Below are 20,648 nucleotides of genomic sequence, written 5' to 3'. Positions count from 1 at the left end.
GGTATCGTAGAGAGTGGACGGTCTAGCGTGTGCCCACGAGGTCGTTGAGATTTTGTGTTGCCAGAAGGATCATCATCATGTAGCCAGCGTTGGTGCCCAATGCGATGTAAGAAAGCAAAGACGCCGTCCGCTTGATCCGGGCTACAGTTTGCACAAGCCAGGCACGTGCAAAATTTTCAATAATAATTTCAGCGTTATCGCCGTCGGTCAGCAGGACCAGTTTGTCGATAGCACGCGGGGAGGGGAATCCGTAGCCGGCATTGCGCAACGCCAACCCGAGGTGGTCACCTTGCCTAACCTGCCGCTGGGTAGCGGCCAATCGCTCATACAACCAGGGCGGTGCATAACGGCTCAGCATTTCGATGGCGTCCTCCGTCTTCACCTGAGCACGCATCAACGCACTGAAATTAAGTAAAAAACCCACTCCCAGCACGTCGCGATACACGCTCCACGGCAATAGACGGTCCAAAACATGCTGCCGCACCGTTCCAGTCAAGTTCGGCATCGACCAGACGACGAAGCCAATCAGCAGGAGTATCAACCCACCGAGAATAATTGCATGATTGACAAAGAATTCTGAGATGGCGCTGAGCCACCACAACGCCCCAGTCCAATTATCTCGGGCAGACAATGACTCCAGGCGGGGAAGGAAATAGACAGTGACCATCTTCATCATGGCAAACGAGATTGCCAGCAACAGCATCGGGTAAGCCAACGTGGACACCAATGCTGATTTCATATTCGCCATGCCCTGCACCACGGTGATCGCCCGGTATAAGGCAGCAGCCAGATTGCCGTCTTGAACGCCAGAACTGAGAATGGCGGCCTCCTGCCGGGGTATCCAGGACGCCAATCCCTGGTCGACTGACCGCCCCTGACGCAGGGCACTGAGCATATCCTCCAGGCAATAGACCACCGGCGGGCGTTTCTTGCCGAAGCTCCCTATCATTGAATTGATGGCTTTCTCAACTTTGAGGTTGTTGTCGAGCAGGAAAGCCAGATCCTCGTAGAGCGTCAGGCGGTCAGCGGTGGAGAACGTCTTTTGCGCCAACCAGCGCCCTAGCCCTTCATTCATTCTTTCCGATGACGGCATCCTGTTCCGTAGCGCCGTCAATCGTTCGCGCAAACGGGAAATCATGATGCTGCCTCCGGGGGTAACAATGTCAGGCTGTCCTCGTCCAGCGGGCTGATATAGTCCGCATCAATCGGGTCGACCAGTCCGTCATTGAGATAACGCATCAGGTGCTGACCGCGAGTGATACCGCCCAGCGCGTTCACCCAATAACTGCGCGCAGCCAGTTTGCCCTCATGGCGAAACAGCTCCATGAATCTGGCATCGGGACGAATGACTTCAGCAATGACCCGCCGGCCGATTACGCCTTTGTAACAGTGCTCACATCCCTCAGGATGGCGAAAAGCCAGCTTTTCGACCTGACAAAAGCGTTCAAGCAGCGCTCTTTTCTCCTCTCCCAGACTTGCTCTGACCGCCTCCCAGCGTTTCTTGCAGTGAGGGCACAACAGCTGTACCAGCCGCTGCGCGATTAAGCCAATCATGACTTGAGGATCGGCCACCTGGCCCATGGGGATACCCAGAGTATCGGTCAGGCGATCAAGAATGCCGACCGCATCATTCGCATGCAGCGTGGTTTCCACCAGGTGTCCTGACTTGGCCGCCGTCAAGGCAGACTTAACCGAGTTGGCATCACGAATTTCGCCGACAACCATGGCATCAGGGTCCAGCCGTAATGCGGCAGAAATAGACCTGACCCAGGCACGGCTAACCGCATCCGGATCGTTTTTATCGGCAATGATGGGGGTTTGTACCGCGCCCAAAATCAATCCCTCTGGAGGATCTTCCAGCGTCATCAGTCGTTTTCGATGCCCGGTAAACGACAGATACATTTCGCTGAATGTACGCAGTGAGGTACTTTTCCCAGAACCAGTAGGGCCGGACAGGGTGATGACGCCTTCAGGGCGCGCCAGCATACGGCGAATAAGCGTTTGCTGTTCCGGTAGAAAACCCAGTTCGTCGAGCGTAGGCGGCGTTTTCCCCTCATCGGGCAAAATGCGCATGACCACATACAGACCAAATTCTGCCGGCGTATGCGCATAACGCGCGCCGAAGAGCTGAAGCCCTTGCAGAAACTCTTTACGCACCCGCCCATCCTGAGCGCGATTGGGGTTAAAACTCTTCTCGGCCACATCGCACATCGACATCACTATCGTTGACGCCAGCGTCATCCCTTCCGCGCAATCCAGCGTTGTCACCGTTTCAAGATCGCCGTGCACACGAAACTGCACCACCGTCACATCATTCATCCCGATCAGCAGATGAATATCACTGGCGCCTTTCATCTTGGCATCCTTGAAGAAGCTAATAATCTTCGCCTGTTGATCGGAATATTCGTTAGCGTTGGGATTCTCAGTGAGCTGGCTTTGCTGCATCTCTTTCAGCTTATCGAGCTGAACCCGCTTAACCTGCAGCCTGGGGTGTTTTTTAAACGCGCCGGCAATCTCTGACGTGACGGCCAGGCTATTATTGTGAGCGTCAGACACATACAGCGTCGGGGCATCAGTATTGGCCAGATCTAAATAGATATAGGTTGAACCACGTTTCTCATACATATGGGTTACCCCGCAAAGGAAAGAGAGACCAGTGTTTGGTTCTTCCCGGAGACCACGACTTCATTGATGTTGATCCGTTTAACAACGAACTCCGTACCCGGGATACGATTCCCCACCTGCACCGTAACCTGATTGCCGTTGCTGAGTGCCAGCACGGCCGTGAATCCTTTACCCGCGCCGGTGATCTCAACAATCTGTGGTGGAGCAGCATCTTGCACCGCGCCCTTGACCTCGGATTTGTTGTCCTGAGAAGGTGGCGCCGGGTTGAAAGGCTGATCCAGTGCACGGTCATACCCATTCTTTTGCAGTTCATTCAGCGCTTTGGCCCTGGCCAGCTGGGCCTCATACAGCACTGTCTCTGCCTGGATGGCTTCCAGTTGACCAAGATTTAACGCTCGCCCAGCCTCCGCGCGCGCAAACGTGGTCGGCAGAGGAAGATCCGCTGTCGTGGGTGACTTCACCGACGGTGAAGCGGGCGGAGCCGCCGGTATGTCAGCGACCGGCGCAGCGAAGACACCAGGTGCAATCAGCACCAGGCACAACGCCCAGGGCGTTACTCTGGATTTAGCGGTTGGCATACAGAAGTCCCTCAATGGTGTATTCCAGACGGTTGTTTTTGAGTGTGGTCGTGATGCTGGACGCCCTTATTCCACTGCTGTTGAAGCGCGTTGGCGCAAACAACCGATCGGGCGGAATATCGGTAATGAACGTGAAGCTGTAGGTACGCCACGGCAGATTTTGTACGTCGCCCTGTGTTAACTGCGTGCTTACGTCCATTTCGCTTAGGCGCAAGCGCGCATTGATACGCTGGGCATAACTGGTTAAATGCTGAATTTGCTGGCTGCCCGGGAGAAGATCTTCGGGATGTTCTGGAGGAGAAAGTGGCACCGGTAACGCAAAAGAGGCGTCGTCTGCGCTACCGGGAATATTAAAAACGGGTTGAATATCTGAACCATAGAGCACGGGTAACCGCAAGGCAAAATCCCCTACTGTGCCACCGTTCGGCAAGGTGTAGTGCAGTATGATTTTTCCCTGCGCATCACACGTTGCCGTATTGAAAACCCAGCCTGCAATAGAGATCTGCGCATCTTTCCATACGCGACTGCAGGCACTGAGCATCGGTGGAAACCGCGGTTGTGTAGCCCAGGGTTTCAGGTTGTCGGCCGGCGCCTGTTGTGCCATCTGTTGCCTGGCCATCAGCGCGGCCTGAGCTGCTGCTATGCGCGCATCTTCCTGGTGTTTCTCCCAGGCCGAATAACCCACATACCCGGCCCCCAGGACCACCACTGCTATGCCCCAAAGCCACAGTACCTTCGGATCATGAGTCTGACTCAGCCTGGCCCGGCGCAAACCGACCTTGCTATCGACCAAGTCGGTGAGCGATTTATCTTCCGTGTCTTCCCCGGGAAAGAAACCGCCAGGAGCATATATCATCCACCCCGCAGCAGGCGCTGAGGTGATCGCCAGAAAATTGGACACCGCAGTGCGTATAGCCGTTTCATCCCCGACGATATCACCGAACGGGGAAAGCATGCCGTCACTGACAGCGACGAACCAGTATTGCCCATTGGATAACGGGAAAACGCCATAGCAAGCCTCTGGCAATGCCGGCAGAACCGCCAACGCCATCGATGCCAGCCCGCCTCCTTTTCGAACAGCCTTGCCGGCGAGATTGACAGTGCCCAGCAGGGTGCCTTGTGCCTGGCCGTCACCGGTTGGCAATGCTGCCCAATGCGTAGCCTTGGCCTCCTTCGCACGCAAACGCATGCTGCGGCGCCCACGCAGCGGCAAATACTGCCAGTGCAACCCGGCCACAAGCCAGGCGTTCCCATTCTGCAGCGTGTAGGTAGTCTGTTGTTTCATGGCTTATCCCAAAATGACCGGAGTGATAAGAATGACCAGCATGGTTTTGTTATTTTCGCCGTTGGCACCGCCGCCGAGTCCAAAGAAGCGGAAGCTGCCGACGCCCTGGCGATTTGCGGTGTTGTTGAGAGATTGGTAACCACTGAGCACCAACGTTTGTCCGGATTGCATAATGACGCGCTGGGTAAAGGTTTTGAGGCGTGTTTTCATCAACTCAACCGACGTTTTTTCACTCGTGAACGTGCGCATGGTCGGGTCATCTGACATATTGATCGCAAACTGCAGCTGCATTTTTGGCGACTGGGGCATCAGGAACGGCAGCACGGTCATGTTGAAACCGGTAGTGATCGTGGATTTGGTGATACTGCTCGATGAACCGACGTTGGCCGTGTTCTCCGTAGTGACGTTGGAGGCATAGTCCTGCTGCAGCGCAACCTGGATCGGCACCGCTGACAGGTTAGTGGTCATGCTCGAGGCCTCTGTCATTACGCTGACATTCGCCTGTTCCGACAGGGCTTTGATAAAGGCTTTGGTGCCCGCCCCTTTGCCATCAAGAATAGAAACCCCACCGTTCAACGCATCTGAGGCCGCGCCGGTAAACGCGTTGGTCAGTGACAAACCGACGCTGCCACTGTTGAATACGGCGTTCCAGTCGATGCCGTACTGATCCTGAGTGCGTTTTTCGACACTGTAGACCTGCACGTTGAGCACGACCTGCCGGTTGAGCTCTTTATTGCGGTCTTCCAGATAACGACCTATCTGCTCAAGAACGCGCGGTGTATCCGTCACCGTCAGGACGCCGGCGGACAAATTCATGCGCCCGGTGCCGGGCGTTAACATCGACTTAATGGTATTGGTGACGTCTTCGTACAGGCTTGATTTGATTTCCATCTCAGTCGCCTGCGAGGTATTGGAGTCACCACTGAGCCCCCCGCCGCTGCTGTCACCGGTAGCCCCCATCGATGAGGTGGTGCCGCTCACAGTTTTGGAGCCAAAACTCGCCTTGCTGTCCATGAACATGACAGGGAACGTCCGGGTATCGAGATAGAAAATGGCGATCCGACCCTGCTCATAACGCCATGACAGCCCAAGACGAGTAGTGACATTATCAAGCAATCCCCCCAACTCGCCCTGCCAGAACACACCCCTGAGCACAGTGCCACCACTGACGACCGGCGCAGCACGGGCAGATGAACCGCCCAACGCGGCTAACGGCACCAACCCATTCGGATCTGGCGCCGGAACCGGGCCACTTATCTGCTCAGTTTTGCCACCCGTCGGTGCCAAGATAGCCTGTGCATCAGGCGTCACCACTACAGGCAAACGGCAACGCTTACTGATAAAAGCACTGACTTCCGCCAGTGTGATGCTCCCAGGACGATTGATGGCCACAGCGCAAGGAGGCAGCAAACTATTGCCCCCAGGCTGAGCATTTAACGGGTAAGGGTTGATCCACTGAGAGGTTAAATCACGCACCACAGAGCCCTGTTTGAGGGCATGCAGATGTTTATCTGCCTGATTTTCGTCTCGTGATACTTGATTATCGATCTTATCGATGCGCTCAAGCGGCGCACAGCCGGAAAGCAGCAAACACAACGTCGCCGCCAACCCGGTCAAGGGGAGGTGTTTTTTCATTGTTAACCTTATTAGGGGAGATTAGTTGAGGTACACCAGGCTGCCGTCAGTAATGCTCGCCGGCACATTGACCTGCATGTCATTACCAAAGCTGTCGATAAGGCGTCTTTCGACGACTTTACCAACCAGCGCGGAATGCCGGCTCTGCGCCAACAATGCCGCCATCAACCCAGGTTGATCTGGCTGATAGACATACACACGATCAGCCTGCAAAACATTGCGCAACCCTCCACCGGATGACCAGCCGAAGGCACTGTCGGGGATCACGCCGTCTTTTTGTGCAGGGTTGTTATAGCGCCAGTCATTGATGTCATTGATGTAACGGATGGTTTGAATAGCGCGCTGACTCAGCGTGCTATCCTGTAGCTGAGTCCCGGCCTGGTCATGGGGAGAAATGTTGACCCATACCAGGAACCCCAGGAATACAGATAAAATCCAGTAAAACATCAGATTGCCCTCCAAAGCACTATCCAGAATATGGTGCATAGGACGATCACGCCGACGTTCACTTTGCCGCGATAACTCATGCAAACCTCCAGGAGATAAGGCTGCGGATGCAACCTCTGAACAGAAGGGGAAGGGATGTTACTGAATGTCCATCAATGGATTTCCTTGTCATCAACCGAGATGACACATTGGACATGGCGAATACCGGCATACAATGGCACTTTCGCCGTACCGTATAAGGTGAACAAGCTATTCAATGCATCCCGGAAACTGCCTTCAAACTGGAGTGGGGCGTCGATGCGGTAATTCACCGATGTCAACCAGGCGACAGTCCAGTTAGCGACACCAGGGGTAGAACACTTCTCTGCCGCCGCCCAACTGAACAGGGTATCTTTCAACGTGCTCCCCGCTTCGATCCGCCAAACCTTTGGTTTAATGACCGATTTAGGCAGTGTTAACGAAGCTGTAGTTTTTACCGCCGGGGTAGAGCTCGAGGTGGCTACCGGCTTACTACCACCAAATGGATTACGGCCAGATACCACGCTGCCTTTCTTATCGGTTACCGCTGGGGTTGAGGACAGGGTAACTGATGCGCTTTTAGGCGAATTTGCAGCCACGGCGCCGGGAGTAAATTCAACAGACTTGGCCGCGACGGAAATCCGTTGGGTTGACCAATCGACCAGCGCGACCTTGCCCTGTTGCTGCAGCACGTCATCCAGCACAAACGGCCACTGATCGTTACCACGCCATTGCAGTGAAGTGCGGGCATCCGGTTTAAGCTCTTGAGAGAAAGTCACTTGCCAACCAGGAGGGGTAATCTGCCGTATAGCCTGACGGAGCGTTGAAGCTTTGCCCGGCTTGGCAAGCGTCAGACTGGCTGGCCGCTCTCCGATATAGCGGATAGCCTGCAGGGTAGGTACCGGCTGACCTGCAAGCGCCCTGGGCTGAATGACCTCCGGCTGACGCCTCAACGATGTGGCTGCTGGCCTGGACTCAGGAACCGTCCGCTCCGGTTTTAAACGAACCCGGCTGGCTTGGGCCAGATCCGCCTGTGCTCGCTGAATTATCGGTATTTGCTCCTGGATCAACGAAGTCACAAACTCTTGAGCCGGAACGCGCGGCGGCGAAGATGGGCTAATAGCACATCCACTCAACACCACCGGCGCCAGGGCAACGGGGAGAAATATTTTCAATAGAGTCACCTCAATTACGCAGTGGGATAAACAGGAAACAAGACAGGGGTATTGCAGAATAACGATTTTAGGAAGTTTATTTAGTAACAGTTCGGCAAAGAATATTTGCACAGGCCACCGCACGTTCAAAAGGCCGGGTGCGCGATGTAGGTAGAGAGGGGTTTATAGCGGAGGATGAGAGCCTGTACTTTTTCTTTACCTGCACTTTTGTATTACCCAGGTAAAATAACGTATCGCGTCTAATTCGCTTTCTTTTACGCGTTCTGTTTATTTTCTCTATATCAGGGGCAATTAGTGTCGATAGTTCGGAGAACTCACAGGAAAAAGTTTGTGATGAGTTTAACTTTCCTTTTGCCATCAACATCTCCTTATCCGAATGTAAACTACTGTTCAGGCAAGCCCACTCGTTAGAATGGACTTGCACAAATCTCTTTTGCGTCAGCATCCTTTCACTGCCAGTGTTGCCCGTTCACGCCCATTCACCCCGCCCTCGCGGGTGGTGCTAATCTTCTCTACAGGCAGATCGTACCCATAGATACATTGCATTTTTGCATAGGGGTCTTAACAGTTACAGAATGCTGTCCGACTTTCCATTCGGGGTTACTCCCATTGAAAAATCACATAACCGCTAAGCGGATAATGTGTATAAGTAACCCCGGTTGTTAAAAAGCGGGCGCCACCTTTTTTCAAAGGCCACGAGCACCCCATCCCAACGGACGAATTATTAATTTCGTGATAATTCCTCACGGGCAATCACCCAAAATTCAAAAGATTCCAGGTAAAAGAAGGCCCTGCGAGTTAACGCCATATATTTTTATAATCACTAAACAAACTAATAAAATAGAGTTCCCTGGTGTTGGATCTCTATAGGGTGCTACTTGGATTCATCAGAAAGGAAACGGCGGCCAGGCACCGCAATATCTGTAACAGTTTTTAGATGATCGGCAAGTCGAATTGTCGCCTCTTTAACTTTGCTACGACCTGAGCGCTTTGCGGCCTGAGTCAGCAACCGATTAACATCAGGGCTCATTTCGATAACGGTCTGTGCGGCTTTCCATTGTGACTTATCAGTCATTTATTATAATTCCCTACATCTTCAAAAGAATTATGGCGAGATTAATCCTTTCTCCTAAAATGCGAAACCCCCTTTAAAAGGGGGTTGACGTATTAGTTAAACTGTGAGTCTAAAATTCAATTTGGTTGCAGGGTGTCAATGGCAATCAACAACTCAAGGTTTAGCTTAAGCTGGATCGCCGTCCCCATCGTAGATATCGACGTTAAGTGCATTCGATGACATGCTGCTTTGAGAGAATCTTTGACAGTGTCCTCCGATACATCTCGAAGCTGAGCAATCGTTCCCACAGGGATTCCTGTCGAGTACATATAGGCGGTAGCCAACTGAGTGAGTGTTAAATCCGGAAAATACTTGTGTAATGCCTTAAATTGGCTAGGATCGATGGCAGCCATGGCAGCCTCCCGTACAGGTTGTTATGGTTAGCTGGTTGTACAGGCCTTCAACCCTGTGCAATCAGCGACTAATAATATGATTTACATTAATTATCTCGCTTTACTTTTTATCTACTGCTCTGTTTAAGGACGTGGTCCCCAATACGAATTCACTGTTGGTGCATCATCGTCGCGCTCGTCAGCCTGACGAGCTCCAGCTGGAGCGTCATAACCCATTTCTGGTCTAACGTGGCGATGCTCGAGAACCTCGGAGCGACCGCGCTGCCAGTTGTCTGTTGGCCGGAACACCTCTTTTTCCTGCTGGTAATTCAGGCGACAGCCTTCAACCAGTACGCGGTCAACGAAATCGTCGGTGCCAACAACTTCAACTCGCTCACCACTTTTCGTGCCGGCAATCTCTGCAGCCAGGTGGTAATTCGCGGTATCGTCGTAATCCTCGAACCCGGGCTTAATCTCAACCTGGCTACCACGATCGACTACACCGACAACCCCATCCCGCAGATATTCAACTGTACCGTTCCGGTGCAGACGAGTTGCATGGCTAGACCGCTCGAGCAATGGTGAGTCGTCGGCGACACCGAACACCAATACGCTGTTTTTATGCTTATTCGGAGCGGCGGCTTTCGCTTTACGCTTCTCACGATACGCCCATCCACGCAGTTGGCTAATAGCGGCAACATCCCCCGTTAAGGCTTCGCGCTCCACCCAGGTACGGTAAGACAGCGGACGATATTGTCCAGACTCAAACAGCGTCTTACGTTCCTCTCGGATCTGAATTCGTAGCTCCGCCGTCGCTTTCATTCGCTCGAACTCGGCAACGCGATACATCAGTTTTCGCAGCAGAGGGTCGCGGTAGCTATGGCGAACATTCCCCTTCATTGCCTGATAATGTGCGGCAAGCTCCTGATAGCGTGCTCTCACGTTCAAGTCTGGTTTTACCCATTTATCGCGGTACTTTTTATAACGCAATTTGAGGTCATCGCGCGCAGCAGCCCTTTCTTCACGACGCTCTTTTCTCGCCTCCCGATCGCGCACCTGGAATTCAGGTTGGTAGTGGTTATAGATTGCATACCCCCCCTCTTCCAGGTCTTCAGAATTAAAGCTTGGTGGAGCTTCGAACGGCCCAAAATAAGGTTCAAGCCTGGTCTTGGAAAGAGACGGATGAACATCAGATGCCTTCACCATCATAGTATCTGGTCGCACGATATCGTATATAACCAACCCGCCCGATTGTTCACGCAACCCCAGACCATTGGCATGCATCAGAAGATGAAAATAGTTCCAGCTTGCAGTCTTGTTCTTGATGGCATCGGTGATTTTTGAGCGCACCTGCCGAACCGCATAATGATATAGGCTTTCTTTGTCAGAGAAGATCTCCCGCTTGGCAGCTCCCTGTGGAGCATTACGAAAACGCCAGGGTGCACGACGCAATGTATTGTTATCACCCCACACCCAACTGCCATTATCTTGTTTGAAACCAAAACGTTTTTCCAGAACGCGGCAACACTGTTGTAAGGTGTCTGCATCATTCCACAAATTGGCTGCGCGATACGTTTCCGGATTCACACGATTAACGGCGATGTGGCAGTGAATATTGTCGGTATCACGATGGATAGCGGTAACAAATTGGTGGTTAGCCATCCCCAGCTTTTCCAGGCAATGGCGAGCGCTATCAAACACCTGAGACGGTGTCGGCGTCTCATCCTCTTGCCAGGATAAAATGAAGTGATAGACGGGGTCTTTACAGTGTCGATTCTGCGCTGCAACCATATTCATTTCAGCTGCAGCTGTCTCTAGTGAAAAGCAATTGGTTTCACATTCAACGCCCCCGACAATGACTTGCTCTCGCCCATCAGGAAAGCTAGCAACAACCTGCATCTGTGAGAAATCATTACGCCGCTCAACATAGTCTACCAGGCGATCAAAAATGGCCTGACTGGAGCGTGAAGAGGTTTTTGCAGTCTTATCAGGCGTGATAACGTCATCAGGTTTTTTCTCATCCCGCAGACTCAGGTAGCCGACCAGCTTCATAAAGCTGGTGCCGCCGTCTCGTCTTTTTGGTGGGATGATAACGTTCATAGTGCCCTTATTCGTTTGCTGGTACGAGATTCAAATCCAAAGCGATGATGGCCTTCTTTACTTCGACCAGTACGTCAGAAAACTGCTTGCTGAGTTCCTGAGTCATCTGGTCTTGCATTTGGGTGTAGAGGTGTTTTTGTAAACCACCCAAACGAAGAAGTTCGTTCATCAAGCGTGAGTCTGTTCGTGTCATTATCTTCCGGTTCAGCGCGGAGCGCCGCAGTAACTCGGAAGTGCTTATCCCTGCTGCCTTGGCCTTGCCTTTGATGGCCTCAGCCTCCTCTTCGGTGCATCGGATTTGGATGATTATTCCTTTCTGACGCGACTCGCTTTTCGACATAGCTCAACCTCTAACTACTCAACCGGGGTGTCGGGGCGTAGCCCTGACCAGGTGTTTTGCATTATCGACTGCGTGCAGGCGGTAATGACAAAACATTTCCTGTCCGTCATTTTACTACGTCTATCCTTTTGGATGCGAGCTATTTTTCGCCTGATTAGGCGTCAGTGAGGGGGCGGGCTTGGCCTCTCAGAAGTGATATGGTTTAATGTGGTCACATCTACTATGGCTAAATCAGAGGATTACATGGCAGGAACTAAATTTTATACTCAGGATCAGCTAGAAGAAGCAAAACTGGCGCTCGAATCCTTACCTGATTTGACACCTAATAAAATCAGTAGAACTGAACTTTTGGAATCACTAAAAGAAAGCATTATCACCTTAGCAAAGTCAAAGGGATATACAGCATCAGAGATCAAATCAGCGTTACAAACGGTAGATATATCAGTAAGCGAGAAGGCGATATCAGATATCATCCGAGCAACAAAATATACAGCAAAAAAACGTGGAAGGAGTAACACTAAGCAGGAGACAAACCAATCATAATTAAAATGGCAGGGTTACCCGCCACATCATTGACTAAAACGATTTTAGTTTGAGTCTGATTTCACTTTGCAAGTTATTATTGAACAATGAGTTCACATTTACCGCGAACAACTTTCCTTTTTTGTAGGAATCTACATCAGCCCATTCAGGAACCTTATCACCATAAATTTCTCTGCATAGTGATATCGCTTTCTCGATGAGTTCATTGCTATAATCTCTGTCTATAGAGATGAAATTTATACCACCATAAACAACATTGAATGGACTTTCATTATACTCGTAAACATCCTCCATGCTGTTAAAATATCCGCTCTTAAATTTTCTTGTTATCTCCTCAACTTTGTCACAAGTTGGGCCATCAATCCAACGCACTGAGACTGAGTTATAGCTTACTTTCTTTACAGAAAATTTAACGCCAGAAAAATTTTTCTTAAGCAGTAAACGAATATTTGAAGATACTACTGCTGCCACACTGCTATTATTATTTTCTACTTTTTTAAGGTGGGCAAAATCAGGCAGGGATTTCAATCTTTGAACCTCTGCCTCAAAGACTTCTTTCAAATCTTTTTTGGTTTTCTCATTCCTATGCTCTTCCTGTAACGCGGCAGACAGAATTTCATCTAGTTCTGACGGTGTACAAACGTCATCACAGATCTTCCACTGAACACCCTGCAAAATACTTTCAGACACTTTCCGAAGAATTTTTCCGCAATGAAACACAATATCAAGATCAATTCTTTCACCATGAACCATTTCATTTCCAGGAAAATTTATAACGTTTTCTGGTAGAGGCTCACCATGAACACCGAAAATTACGCCACGGCCATACCCGTAAAGATTGGTGTAAACAGTCTGACCAACCTTAAGAGATTTATTTTCGATTTTCATATTTAAACTCCATGATAAATAGCGGGGACATCGCCCCGCATAAATTAGAAAATTGGGGACAACGTTCCGTAGCGTTTTAATGGTTGCATGATCTCATCGTATATGCCTCCATCAGCTGTAACGAACACCACGAACCCTGTATCAAGGCAACGCCAACACTTTGAATTCAACGGGACAAATCGATAATTATTTGTACTTAACGCGACAGCCTGAACTGGCTCTGTTTCTGTCACCGAATAGATATCGTAATGAACATTCTTACAATGCTGCCCGAATCTAAAGGCGGCATCCCATTCACTGCTTGCAAGGCACATGTAGGTGCAGTTTCCATGCATAGCACCATCACTTGAAGGCGCAAAAAATCGAACTGCGAACTGACCAAGACGGCAAGTTTCAAAGTCATTGAGATCACATCTTTCGGAAGATTCTAGAGCAGCGGTGTTGACGTTTTGTGTGTTCATTCTGGTTTTCCTCTTGTCGATGGTTAATCCATCTCTCGGTGAGTTCCGTCGCAGCGAAGGGCAAAGGAGCAACGACGAACGGCGCAGTGCCAGGGCGACGACGAAAAGTTTTTTTGACCGAAGGAAAGAAAAAGTTTTTGACGGCGGCGTAGCGCTACCCTGGTACTGCGCTGGGCGACGGTGCTACCCCCTGCCCTCTGCGCCGGGACTTATCGAGTGATGGGCAACGACAGAACTTTGAGAATGAACACATCCGGCACGCCGGAACGGCGGGACGTCTCTAGCGGTGGCGCCGAAGGAGCCACCAGTGAAAGCGGCGCCGGCACTTGCCGGCTGTAAGCGCCAGCTGTTGACGTTGGCTCTCAGACCCTAGCCGACAGGCCCGAAACCGCTCGCGGGTTCGGCGAGATTTGTCAGCCGCATACGGCTGACTAGTCGAGTGGGGCTGATGGTCGGGCGCATGCGACCGGCCACCGCAGGGAGCTTCAGCTCATTGTGTTTTTTTTCAAGCCAGGTGAAAGGAGAAATAGGCGTCAAAGAAGGGAAAACATCAAACAGCGATATCGAATTAAAAGCGACATTACTGGACTGAATCAGCCCCAGAGGGACGAAAGCAGCCGTGGCGAAGCCACAGGGCTTTTATCCGCCTGGCAGGCTTATAGCAGTTAACACCTCAACAGTTCGCCACTATTTCTGCAATTGGCACACTCAAGCCATGATCACCGAATAATGACAAAATGGCACATTTGTTCAAATGTATAATGATCGGGCATATTTTCCAGGCAGGGATTTCCCTGCCTGCCTCCTTAGGTCTGACTTACTGGTTACAAGCGAGGTGGCAACATCCCTGGGAACTGGCGCGCCACGATATCGTTAATTTTATTTACCAGATCGGGGCGTTTAAAAACGATATGTCCTGTCCCTTTGGCAAAGCCCTTAACGGTAAAATATTCAAGATCACACAACTCGCTAATTTTGTTGCCAGTGCCAAAGAAATCAGCGTATTTTTGACCGTCCCCTGACCTGAAGTCCGGCACCGCCTTCCCATCAAGCAAATAAAATGGACGCGCCAGATCATCGAGCAGTTGTTGCCCTTCCCACGTAAAACTTGATTTCCCGTACCGCCATGTGCTGAGAAAGCGTTCTACGATGATCTTTTTCCCAAGACGGCATGGGCTGTTGGTTTTGTAGTCCCATGACAGGCTGCGAAATACATCTATTACCCCCTTCTCAAAGGTAACAACCTTGTCGGCATTAAGTTGTTTGAACGTCGCCAGCACCGTATCAAGCGTGACCTCCGGACAATCCTTGCTGTTCAGTTGGCGATCCCACTCATCCCGCTGTTTGCTGCTCATCAGCGTGTACATACCGGTATCACTCAGCAGCCGATCCCAAACTTTCCGATCAATCAGCTTGGCAACCGCATCACCGTATTTTTCTGGTTTGCCTCGCCAATCCAACGCCTGTTTGACCACGTCGCTGTAACCATACAAATATTCTTTGTTGGCCGCCTCTGAAAGCTGTTTAGCAGCCGTATGGATCAATGCCATTCCCTCCATGAATTGAGCAATGCCACCATTTCGCTGCGCAATAATGCGGTCAATAGAGACAGAGGGAATAACTTCCCCCCCTTGGGAAGGATTAACGGTAATATCTGCGATCACACCCGCATTATCACGGGTCTGTTCTGCGGTTGAAAATGTCATGTGTATCTCCTTAATGAGTTGGGTAAAACTGCCGTCCAGCAGGACGGCAGTTCGTGTTATCAGGCGTAGGCCCGTTTCAGTTCTAACGTGCGCAATACCTGCCCCAGCTCACTACCGCGCATAGCCGGAATGCGTACCGGCTGGCGTTTACGCTGACATTTTGCAATATGCCGCCCCAATGCTCGCAGTTCAGGTTTCACTGCCGTAGCCTCGAGGCTGTCCCGCAGTATGCGGGTTTGCTTTTTCGGCGCTTCGTTATTTGCTGCCAATTGCTTTACATATGAGTCAGTTGATGTAATGATTGAAACTTCAATAGTCATAGTTTTACTCCCATCGATTATTGAGAGCCGGGCTAACTTTCCTAGGGGTAGACCGGCACGAGAAAGCAGCGGAAACGCTGCTTTTTTCATTTACGGATTTGCGTTTTTGGGTTGAAAACCTCCTTTAGATCACGTTGAACTGCGGCTGATTGTTCTTGTTCAACCGCCCGTAAAACGGCTTCAATGGCCGAGGCCAGCGCATAAGTATCGGGATAACGGCTACCTCGCGGCAGTCTGCGATTCGTAATTTCATTCAGGACATACAGGCATTCCTTCAATAAAATTGGCATATCGTTCTGACAGATAGCGTTCAGCCTCTCCCCACATCTTTCCGAGGGCTCCTGAGCGGCGGTTTTGACGTTGACGTTCTGTGTGTTCATTCTGCTCTCCTGCCTGGTGGTTAATTCATCTCTCGTCGGGACCTTTCGCGGCAAAGGGCGAAGGAGCGACAGACCAGGGCAGAAAGCAAGGGCGCCGAAGGCGTGCCATTTACCCTTGTTTTCTGAACGGGGATGGTGCTACGAACAGCCCTCCGCGTAAGGGTCTGACGGGAGATAACCTCCATATCAAGAGAGAATGAACACACCCGACACGGCGTTATTACGCCGGGGCGTCTGCAGCGTTCCTCGCCCAGGCGAGGAACAGTGAAAAGCGGCGCCGGCACTGCCGGCTGCAAGCGCATGCTTTTGACGTTGCTGTTGGCTTTCAGACCTGAGCCGGCGGGCCCGAAACCCGCAGGGGTTCGGCGAGACTTGCCAACCGCTTGCGGCTGGCTAGACGAGTAGGGCTGATGGCTGGATGAGTGCGGCCAGCCACCGGAGGAAGACCATAGCGGTTTAGTTATACGAATACTCCACCGCCAACTCGAACGCCAGTCTGTAACGTGCATGCTCCCAGGCGCGCTGACCGATTTCCCCGAAGCAGCGTTGCGCTACGCGTTGCCCCCTGATCCAGTATTTGGCCATCTCGTATGAAACCCTCGGCTTATCAGGCTGCTTATAATCAGCACCGCAGCTTTGGACAAGCTCTGTCATTCGGCCGAAAATCACATAGAGAGCCTGCTCCAACTCGTCGGCTGACGTGCTGCTTTGCGCATACAGGTCATTCAGGTCGTCTAAGTAAATAAACTCCATTTCCAACGCTCGCACGGCAGCAGGATATTGCACGCCGGGCTTTTCCCACGGCTCAGGGGTATCTGGTTCGCAAAATCCCGCACATCTCTCGGCAGATTCTGCAGCGGCGGTTTTGACGTTGTTGGTTTTCATTCTGGTTTGCTCCTTCTAGGTTCCATCTCTCAGCGAGTTCTTTGCGGCAAAGGGCGAAGAAGCGACAGACCAGGAGAAAAACAAGGGCGCCGGAGGCGTGGCTTGCCAGAACCTTGTTTTTAGAACGGGGATGGTGCTACGAACAGCCCTCCGCAAAAATTCGCAGAGAGATGGCCACTGGTGAGTAAGATGAGAATGAAAACCCTCGACACGGCGGAACGTCGGGGCGTCCTTAGCGATCGCCGGTAACCGGGGAACAGTGAATAGCGGCGCCGGCACTGCCGGCTGCAAGCGTGCCTTTCGCGTCAGCGATGGACGCCCGCAGGGGGGCGACGGCTCGCCGGCGCCATGCGCAGCACGACAGCGCGCCCGGACGCCCGGCGCCGCATAGCATCGCCAGGCAAATCGTTCAGAATCAGCACATCCATACCTGACCGTCGCCGCTGCACTATCAACAAGAGCCTTATCCCCTGCCGAAACCACCGACATACCTGGCACAGGAATGAAAGAGCAACAAGCCGCAGTGGCGCAGCCACTGCAGCCTGTTGTCCGGGGTTTAGCGGCCTAACAGGCGATTCGGCAGCCGCGCCGCGTTATCGGTACGTGCTTCAGCGGACAACTCATCGCTGATCAGACTGACCTGCAAACGGGCTTCCCAGAACGGCATGGCAGCCCAGAGGTAACTATCCAGTTCGGCCAGACAGGGAAACCGCGCCGTCCATGCCAGCACCAGCCCGCTCAGGTCATCCTCAGCCAGTCCCTGTTGCTGCGCACGCCGCACCCAGCGGTCAAGCTCGCCCGGCGTGATGAACGCCAGCTCGATTTCCGCCTGCGCCAGCCGCACCTGATAACGTCGCCGCTTGTGCCGCCGGAGTGTGTCATCAATGCGCGCCTGACGGGTGTGTTTCATCGTCAGCCGGTGTTCGAAGCGCTGACGGCGGCGGCGGTTCACTTCCGGGAACAGCGTATCGCGAGTGTCGCCCGGCAACGGGGAATAACAGTGCTCGCCCCGGCTGGCAATCAGCGTGTCGAGCGCGTCGATATAGTCTTCCTTGCGCGTGGCGCGGCGACGATCGCCGGGCCGGTAGGTCACGTCTATCATGCGGATGTCCTTGGCTGAAAGGGTAGGCCGCCCGGTTAACTGGCGGAAAAACGCCGTGGCATACGGGTAGGCGGATAGCCGCCTGCCAGCTTCACGGCGGGCTTCGACCTGCGCGATGGCTTGCCAGACGGCCTGCCGGTACGGGTGCCACGGCACCAGAGCAAGATGGTTCGGGATCACAGGCAATGCCCTCCCATCCGCAGCGCGACCGCCAACTTTTCCGGCCGCCAGAACCCCTGTCGGTAATAGCCCGCCACGGTATGCAGCACCCGGTTGACCGTGGCCGGGGTGTAATGCTCATCCAGGTACAGCCACGCCAGCGACTGACCACCGTCGAACGGAAGCGCCATTGACCAGTTCGGCACCTCCGCGCCCGCGCTGCACAAATAGAGCGCCGTCGCCTCATCCCCTGCCGGGCTTATCCGGCACACCACCGGCACGCACCCGCAGAACTCGCAGCCCTCTTCTGCCACCACCTGCCAGCCTTCCGGCAGCGCCAGCTGACCCAGCACCGCGCAGTTGAGCATCACCCGGTACTCCCTGCCCCGATCGCGGTACTGCTCCAGTTCGTCGGCGCTCATAGCCGTCAGTGTTTCCAGATTGAATGCTTTTTTCATCGCTGTTTTCTGCCGCCCCGCTGGGCGGCAGCTCCCTGTCGGTTACGCGGCGGCGCTGTTGTCAGCGTCATGTAAATCGGCGGTGTCATCGGTCACCGGCAGCAGGCACTCCGGCACCCAGCAGCTGGCGGTCAGCTCGTCCTCGGCCAGCTGCGCAGCGTCGCCCTTCTTCATCTTGAGCACCGAGGCTGCCTGTGCCACCTTCCCGGCATCAAGTAGTGCATCGCTCATCAGCTCCTTGCTGATCCGCCCGAAGTAATTGGCCTTGGTCGGTTGCCACCAGTCGCGCAGCGTGAAATCCAGTGCGTGCTCGAGCGGCGTCAGGGCATCGCCGACTTTGCCATCCTTCGCAGGCCACAACTGCACGGCATCGAGCGACAGGCCGACGCAGTACGTCAGCAGCGCCACGACCTCGGCCTGTTCCCACGTCAGCAACCATGTGAAATCGGTATTCCACTCCGGCGGCAATTTCGCCTCCCACTGCGCGTGCAGCTCGCCCAGCTGGCGATCGGCGCGGCTCCCTTCCGCCGTCGGGGCTTTGGTCAGCAGCTCCGCACGTTTTGGGGTCAGGCTGGTTTGGAGCAGCGATCCGGCGTAGCGCGAACCGAACACTTTCACGACCAGCGTGTGGGTGTGCAGCGCCAGCGCCACGGTCGGGTTCTCGACCAGCGCCCCCATAACCGCCAGTGTGCGTTCCGCCGACAGGCTGGTGATCAGCGCCGCCGACAGCCCTTTCTCCTTGGTTTTCGGTGCCGTCGTTTCAGTGGTCGCTGCGCCCTCGCCGTTGTCATCCCCGGACTTGTCGGTTGCTTCGCTCGCCCGCAGCACGATCCCGCGCTGGTAAACCACCTCCCCGTTACGCAGGGACGCCACCACTCCGCTGCTGCTGCGCATCGCCTGCGGCCATGAACGGATGATCACCTGTGCGGTCAACCGCGCAATATCGGCTTCGACAGCATCGCTTTCGACGTTCAGCGCGTGGGTATCGGTATCGGCATCCGCCGCCTCGAATGCCGCTTCCAGCTGACTGAACCGCGCTTTCAGACGGGCGATCTCGGCCTGTTCGTCAGCGGTAAATTCCGGCTGCGGTTCGGTCAGCTCGCGGTACAGCTCCGCATCCTCACCCCATGTTTTAATGGCCGAAATACGCCCTTCCGCCCAGCTCCAGCCCTCGTTTTCGGCCACCTGCTGCGCCAGCGCGTGCAATTTTTCACGGGCAAGACGCTCCAGCATCGCCGGTTCGGTCAAAAAACCCTCGTCGGTAAACAGGTCGAATTTGAAGGTGCCGCCCGCCGCCTCGTAGATCTCGCGCCCGACAAACGCCAGCTGGCTATTGTCCCTGGCCGAGACTTCACCTTTCAGCACCGCCTCGCGCAGGTGCTGCGGCGCGGCCGCCCAGCCGTAAGCGTTTTCCCAGACGTCACACTGACGTTGATGATCGTCGGTGGCCGACAGCGCCTGCAGCTGGTCGAGGGTGATCTGGTCGTCGGCCAGCGCATCGAGCAGCACCGGTGCCATCGTCGCCAGACGCAGGCATCGCTGAACGTGGCGCGTGCTGAACCCCAGCAGATCGCCGATCTGTGCCGGGGTTTGACCGTCTGCCGACAGGTCGCGGAACGCCGTTACCTGATCGGCCGGGTGCATCTGCTCGCGCTGGTTGTTCTCCATCATCGACACCACGCGCGCCATCGCCTTGCTGACGACCAGCACTTCAACCGGGTAATCGTCGGTCACGATGCCGTCCGGGGTGGTCTTGTCGGCGTCGTTCTCCTGTTCCATCAACCAGCGCAGCGCCAGCGTGCGCCGCTCACCGGCGGCAACGCCGTAGCGGCCATCGTCCATTTCGAACACGACCAGATTCATCAGCAGACCGGCAGAACGGATGGAAGCGGCCAGCCCCTCGATCGACGCCTGCGAGGATTTTTTCTTGCGCACGTTCAGGTCGGTCAGCACCAGCTGGCCGAGCGTGGCAGTTTTGCGCACGGCCTTGGCCAGCGCCGCTTCGATTTTTTCCGCGAGGGGGATTTTCTTGGCTGTAGATTTGGCCGGGCGGGTTGTTTTGCCCTTGGCCGGTAAGGTAGACTCGATGTTAGACAT

21 protein-coding genes are annotated in these 20,648 nt (G+C 53.6%); 1 reads left to right on the top strand and 20 read right to left on the bottom strand.

The features are described 5' to 3' along the window. Window positions 1–22: 22 nt before the first annotated feature. From ACSJLU_RS24985 to mobA, 11 genes are all read right to left on the bottom strand, one after another. Entirely contained in the window at window positions 23–1,138 is a 1,116-nt protein-coding gene (locus tag ACSJLU_RS24985; protein ID WP_336844515.1) for a type II secretion system F family protein, read from the bottom strand. After that, the gene (locus ACSJLU_RS24980; RefSeq protein WP_060432410.1) at window positions 1,135–2,625 is read right to left on the bottom strand and encodes a GspE/PulE family protein; all 1,491 of its coding nucleotides are present in this window, start codon (window positions 2,623–2,625) and stop codon (window positions 1,135–1,137) included. Before ACSJLU_RS24980 ends, ACSJLU_RS24985 begins: the two co-directional genes overlap by 4 nt. Before the next feature lie 5 nt (window positions 2,626–2,630). Further along, entirely contained in the window at window positions 2,631–3,203 is a 573-nt protein-coding gene (gene pilP / locus ACSJLU_RS24975; protein WP_060432409.1) for a type IV pilus biogenesis protein PilP, read from the bottom strand. Next, window positions 3,190–4,488 carry a type 4b pilus protein PilO2 gene (pilO2, locus tag ACSJLU_RS24970; protein ID WP_060442018.1) on the bottom strand — a complete coding sequence of 433 codons (1,299 nt, stop codon included), beginning with the start codon at window positions 4,486–4,488 and terminating at the stop codon, window positions 3,190–3,192. The genes pilP and pilO2 overlap by 14 nt, the downstream gene beginning before the upstream one ends. 3 nt (window positions 4,489–4,491) lie before the next feature. Further along, window positions 4,492–6,123, bottom strand: coding sequence for a PilN family type IVB pilus formation outer membrane protein (locus ACSJLU_RS24965; protein WP_439041092.1), 1,632 nt, complete (start codon window positions 6,121–6,123; stop codon window positions 4,492–4,494). Between the two features lie 21 nt (window positions 6,124–6,144). Further along, entirely contained in the window at window positions 6,145–6,609 is a 465-nt protein-coding gene (gene pilM / locus ACSJLU_RS24960) for a type IV pilus biogenesis protein PilM (protein ID WP_439041114.1), read from the bottom strand. A gap of 113 nt (window positions 6,610–6,722) precedes the next feature. Further along, on the bottom strand, window positions 6,723–7,874 hold the full coding sequence (locus ACSJLU_RS24955) for a toxin co-regulated pilus biosynthesis Q family protein (RefSeq protein WP_439041113.1): 1,152 nt from the start codon (window positions 7,872–7,874) through the stop codon (window positions 6,723–6,725). A gap of 763 nt (window positions 7,875–8,637) precedes the next feature. Then, window positions 8,638–8,838 (bottom strand): TraY domain-containing protein, encoded by a 201-nt coding sequence (locus ACSJLU_RS24950; protein ID WP_072270311.1) that lies wholly within the window; start codon window positions 8,836–8,838, stop codon window positions 8,638–8,640. Window positions 8,839–8,954: 116 nt separating this feature from the next. Then, complete coding sequence (locus ACSJLU_RS24945) at window positions 8,955–9,230, bottom strand: hypothetical protein (protein ID WP_060442014.1); 276 nt, start codon at window positions 9,228–9,230, stop codon at window positions 8,955–8,957. Window positions 9,231–9,353: 123 nt separating this feature from the next. Next, entirely contained in the window at window positions 9,354–11,309 is a 1,956-nt protein-coding gene (traI, locus tag ACSJLU_RS24940) for a TraI/MobA(P) family conjugative relaxase (RefSeq protein WP_439041112.1), read from the bottom strand. A gap of 7 nt (window positions 11,310–11,316) precedes the next feature. Next, entirely contained in the window at window positions 11,317–11,649 is a 333-nt protein-coding gene (gene mobA / locus ACSJLU_RS24935; protein WP_439041111.1) for a plasmid mobilization protein MobA, read from the bottom strand. 243 nt (window positions 11,650–11,892) lie between these two features. Between mobA and ACSJLU_RS24930 the strand changes: the two genes are divergently transcribed. Continuing rightward, a complete protein-coding gene (locus tag ACSJLU_RS24930; RefSeq protein WP_187181570.1) occupies window positions 11,893–12,192 on the top strand; it encodes a molybdopterin-guanine dinucleotide biosynthesis protein MobC in 300 nt (99 codons plus the stop codon). A 33-nt stretch (window positions 12,193–12,225) separates the two neighbouring features. Here the strand turns inward: ACSJLU_RS24930 and ACSJLU_RS24925 are convergent, their stop codons facing one another. From ACSJLU_RS24925 to ACSJLU_RS24885, 9 genes are all read right to left on the bottom strand, one after another. Next, window positions 12,226–13,080 (bottom strand): LPD29 domain-containing protein, encoded by an 855-nt coding sequence (locus ACSJLU_RS24925; RefSeq protein WP_060442011.1) that lies wholly within the window; start codon window positions 13,078–13,080, stop codon window positions 12,226–12,228. 44 nt (window positions 13,081–13,124) lie between these two features. Then, entirely contained in the window at window positions 13,125–13,541 is a 417-nt protein-coding gene (locus tag ACSJLU_RS24920) for a hypothetical protein (protein ID WP_072270502.1), read from the bottom strand. A gap of 824 nt (window positions 13,542–14,365) precedes the next feature. Beyond that, a complete protein-coding gene (locus ACSJLU_RS24915; protein ID WP_439041110.1) occupies window positions 14,366–15,247 on the bottom strand; it encodes a DUF4942 domain-containing protein in 882 nt (293 codons plus the stop codon). A 59-nt stretch (window positions 15,248–15,306) separates the two neighbouring features. Then, window positions 15,307–15,567: a hypothetical protein gene (locus ACSJLU_RS24910; RefSeq protein ID WP_128869045.1), complete on the bottom strand. Its 261-nt coding sequence runs from the start codon at window positions 15,565–15,567 to the stop codon at window positions 15,307–15,309. A gap of 86 nt (window positions 15,568–15,653) precedes the next feature. After that, window positions 15,654–15,947, bottom strand: a complete 294-nt coding sequence (locus ACSJLU_RS24905; protein WP_060432400.1) for a hypothetical protein — start codon at window positions 15,945–15,947, stop codon at window positions 15,654–15,656. Between the two features lie 456 nt (window positions 15,948–16,403). Then, the gene (locus ACSJLU_RS24900; RefSeq protein WP_060442009.1) at window positions 16,404–16,832 is read right to left on the bottom strand and encodes a hypothetical protein; all 429 of its coding nucleotides are present in this window, start codon (window positions 16,830–16,832) and stop codon (window positions 16,404–16,406) included. Between the two features lie 556 nt (window positions 16,833–17,388). Further along, complete coding sequence (locus tag ACSJLU_RS24895) at window positions 17,389–18,114, bottom strand: plasmid SOS inhibition protein A (protein WP_060432398.1); 726 nt, start codon at window positions 18,112–18,114, stop codon at window positions 17,389–17,391. Next, entirely contained in the window at window positions 18,111–18,551 is a 441-nt protein-coding gene (psiB, locus tag ACSJLU_RS24890; protein ID WP_060432397.1) for a conjugation system SOS inhibitor PsiB, read from the bottom strand. Before psiB ends, ACSJLU_RS24895 begins: the two co-directional genes overlap by 4 nt. Window positions 18,552–18,593: 42 nt before the next feature. Continuing rightward, complete coding sequence (locus ACSJLU_RS24885; RefSeq protein WP_439041109.1) at window positions 18,594–20,648, bottom strand: ParB/RepB/Spo0J family partition protein; 2,055 nt, start codon at window positions 20,646–20,648, stop codon at window positions 18,594–18,596.

It is taken from the genome of Serratia bockelmannii, assembly GCF_051803255.1.
Classification (GTDB): domain Bacteria; phylum Pseudomonadota; class Gammaproteobacteria; order Enterobacterales; family Enterobacteriaceae; genus Serratia; species Serratia bockelmannii.
This window is presented reverse-complemented; position numbering and strand designations above follow the sequence as displayed.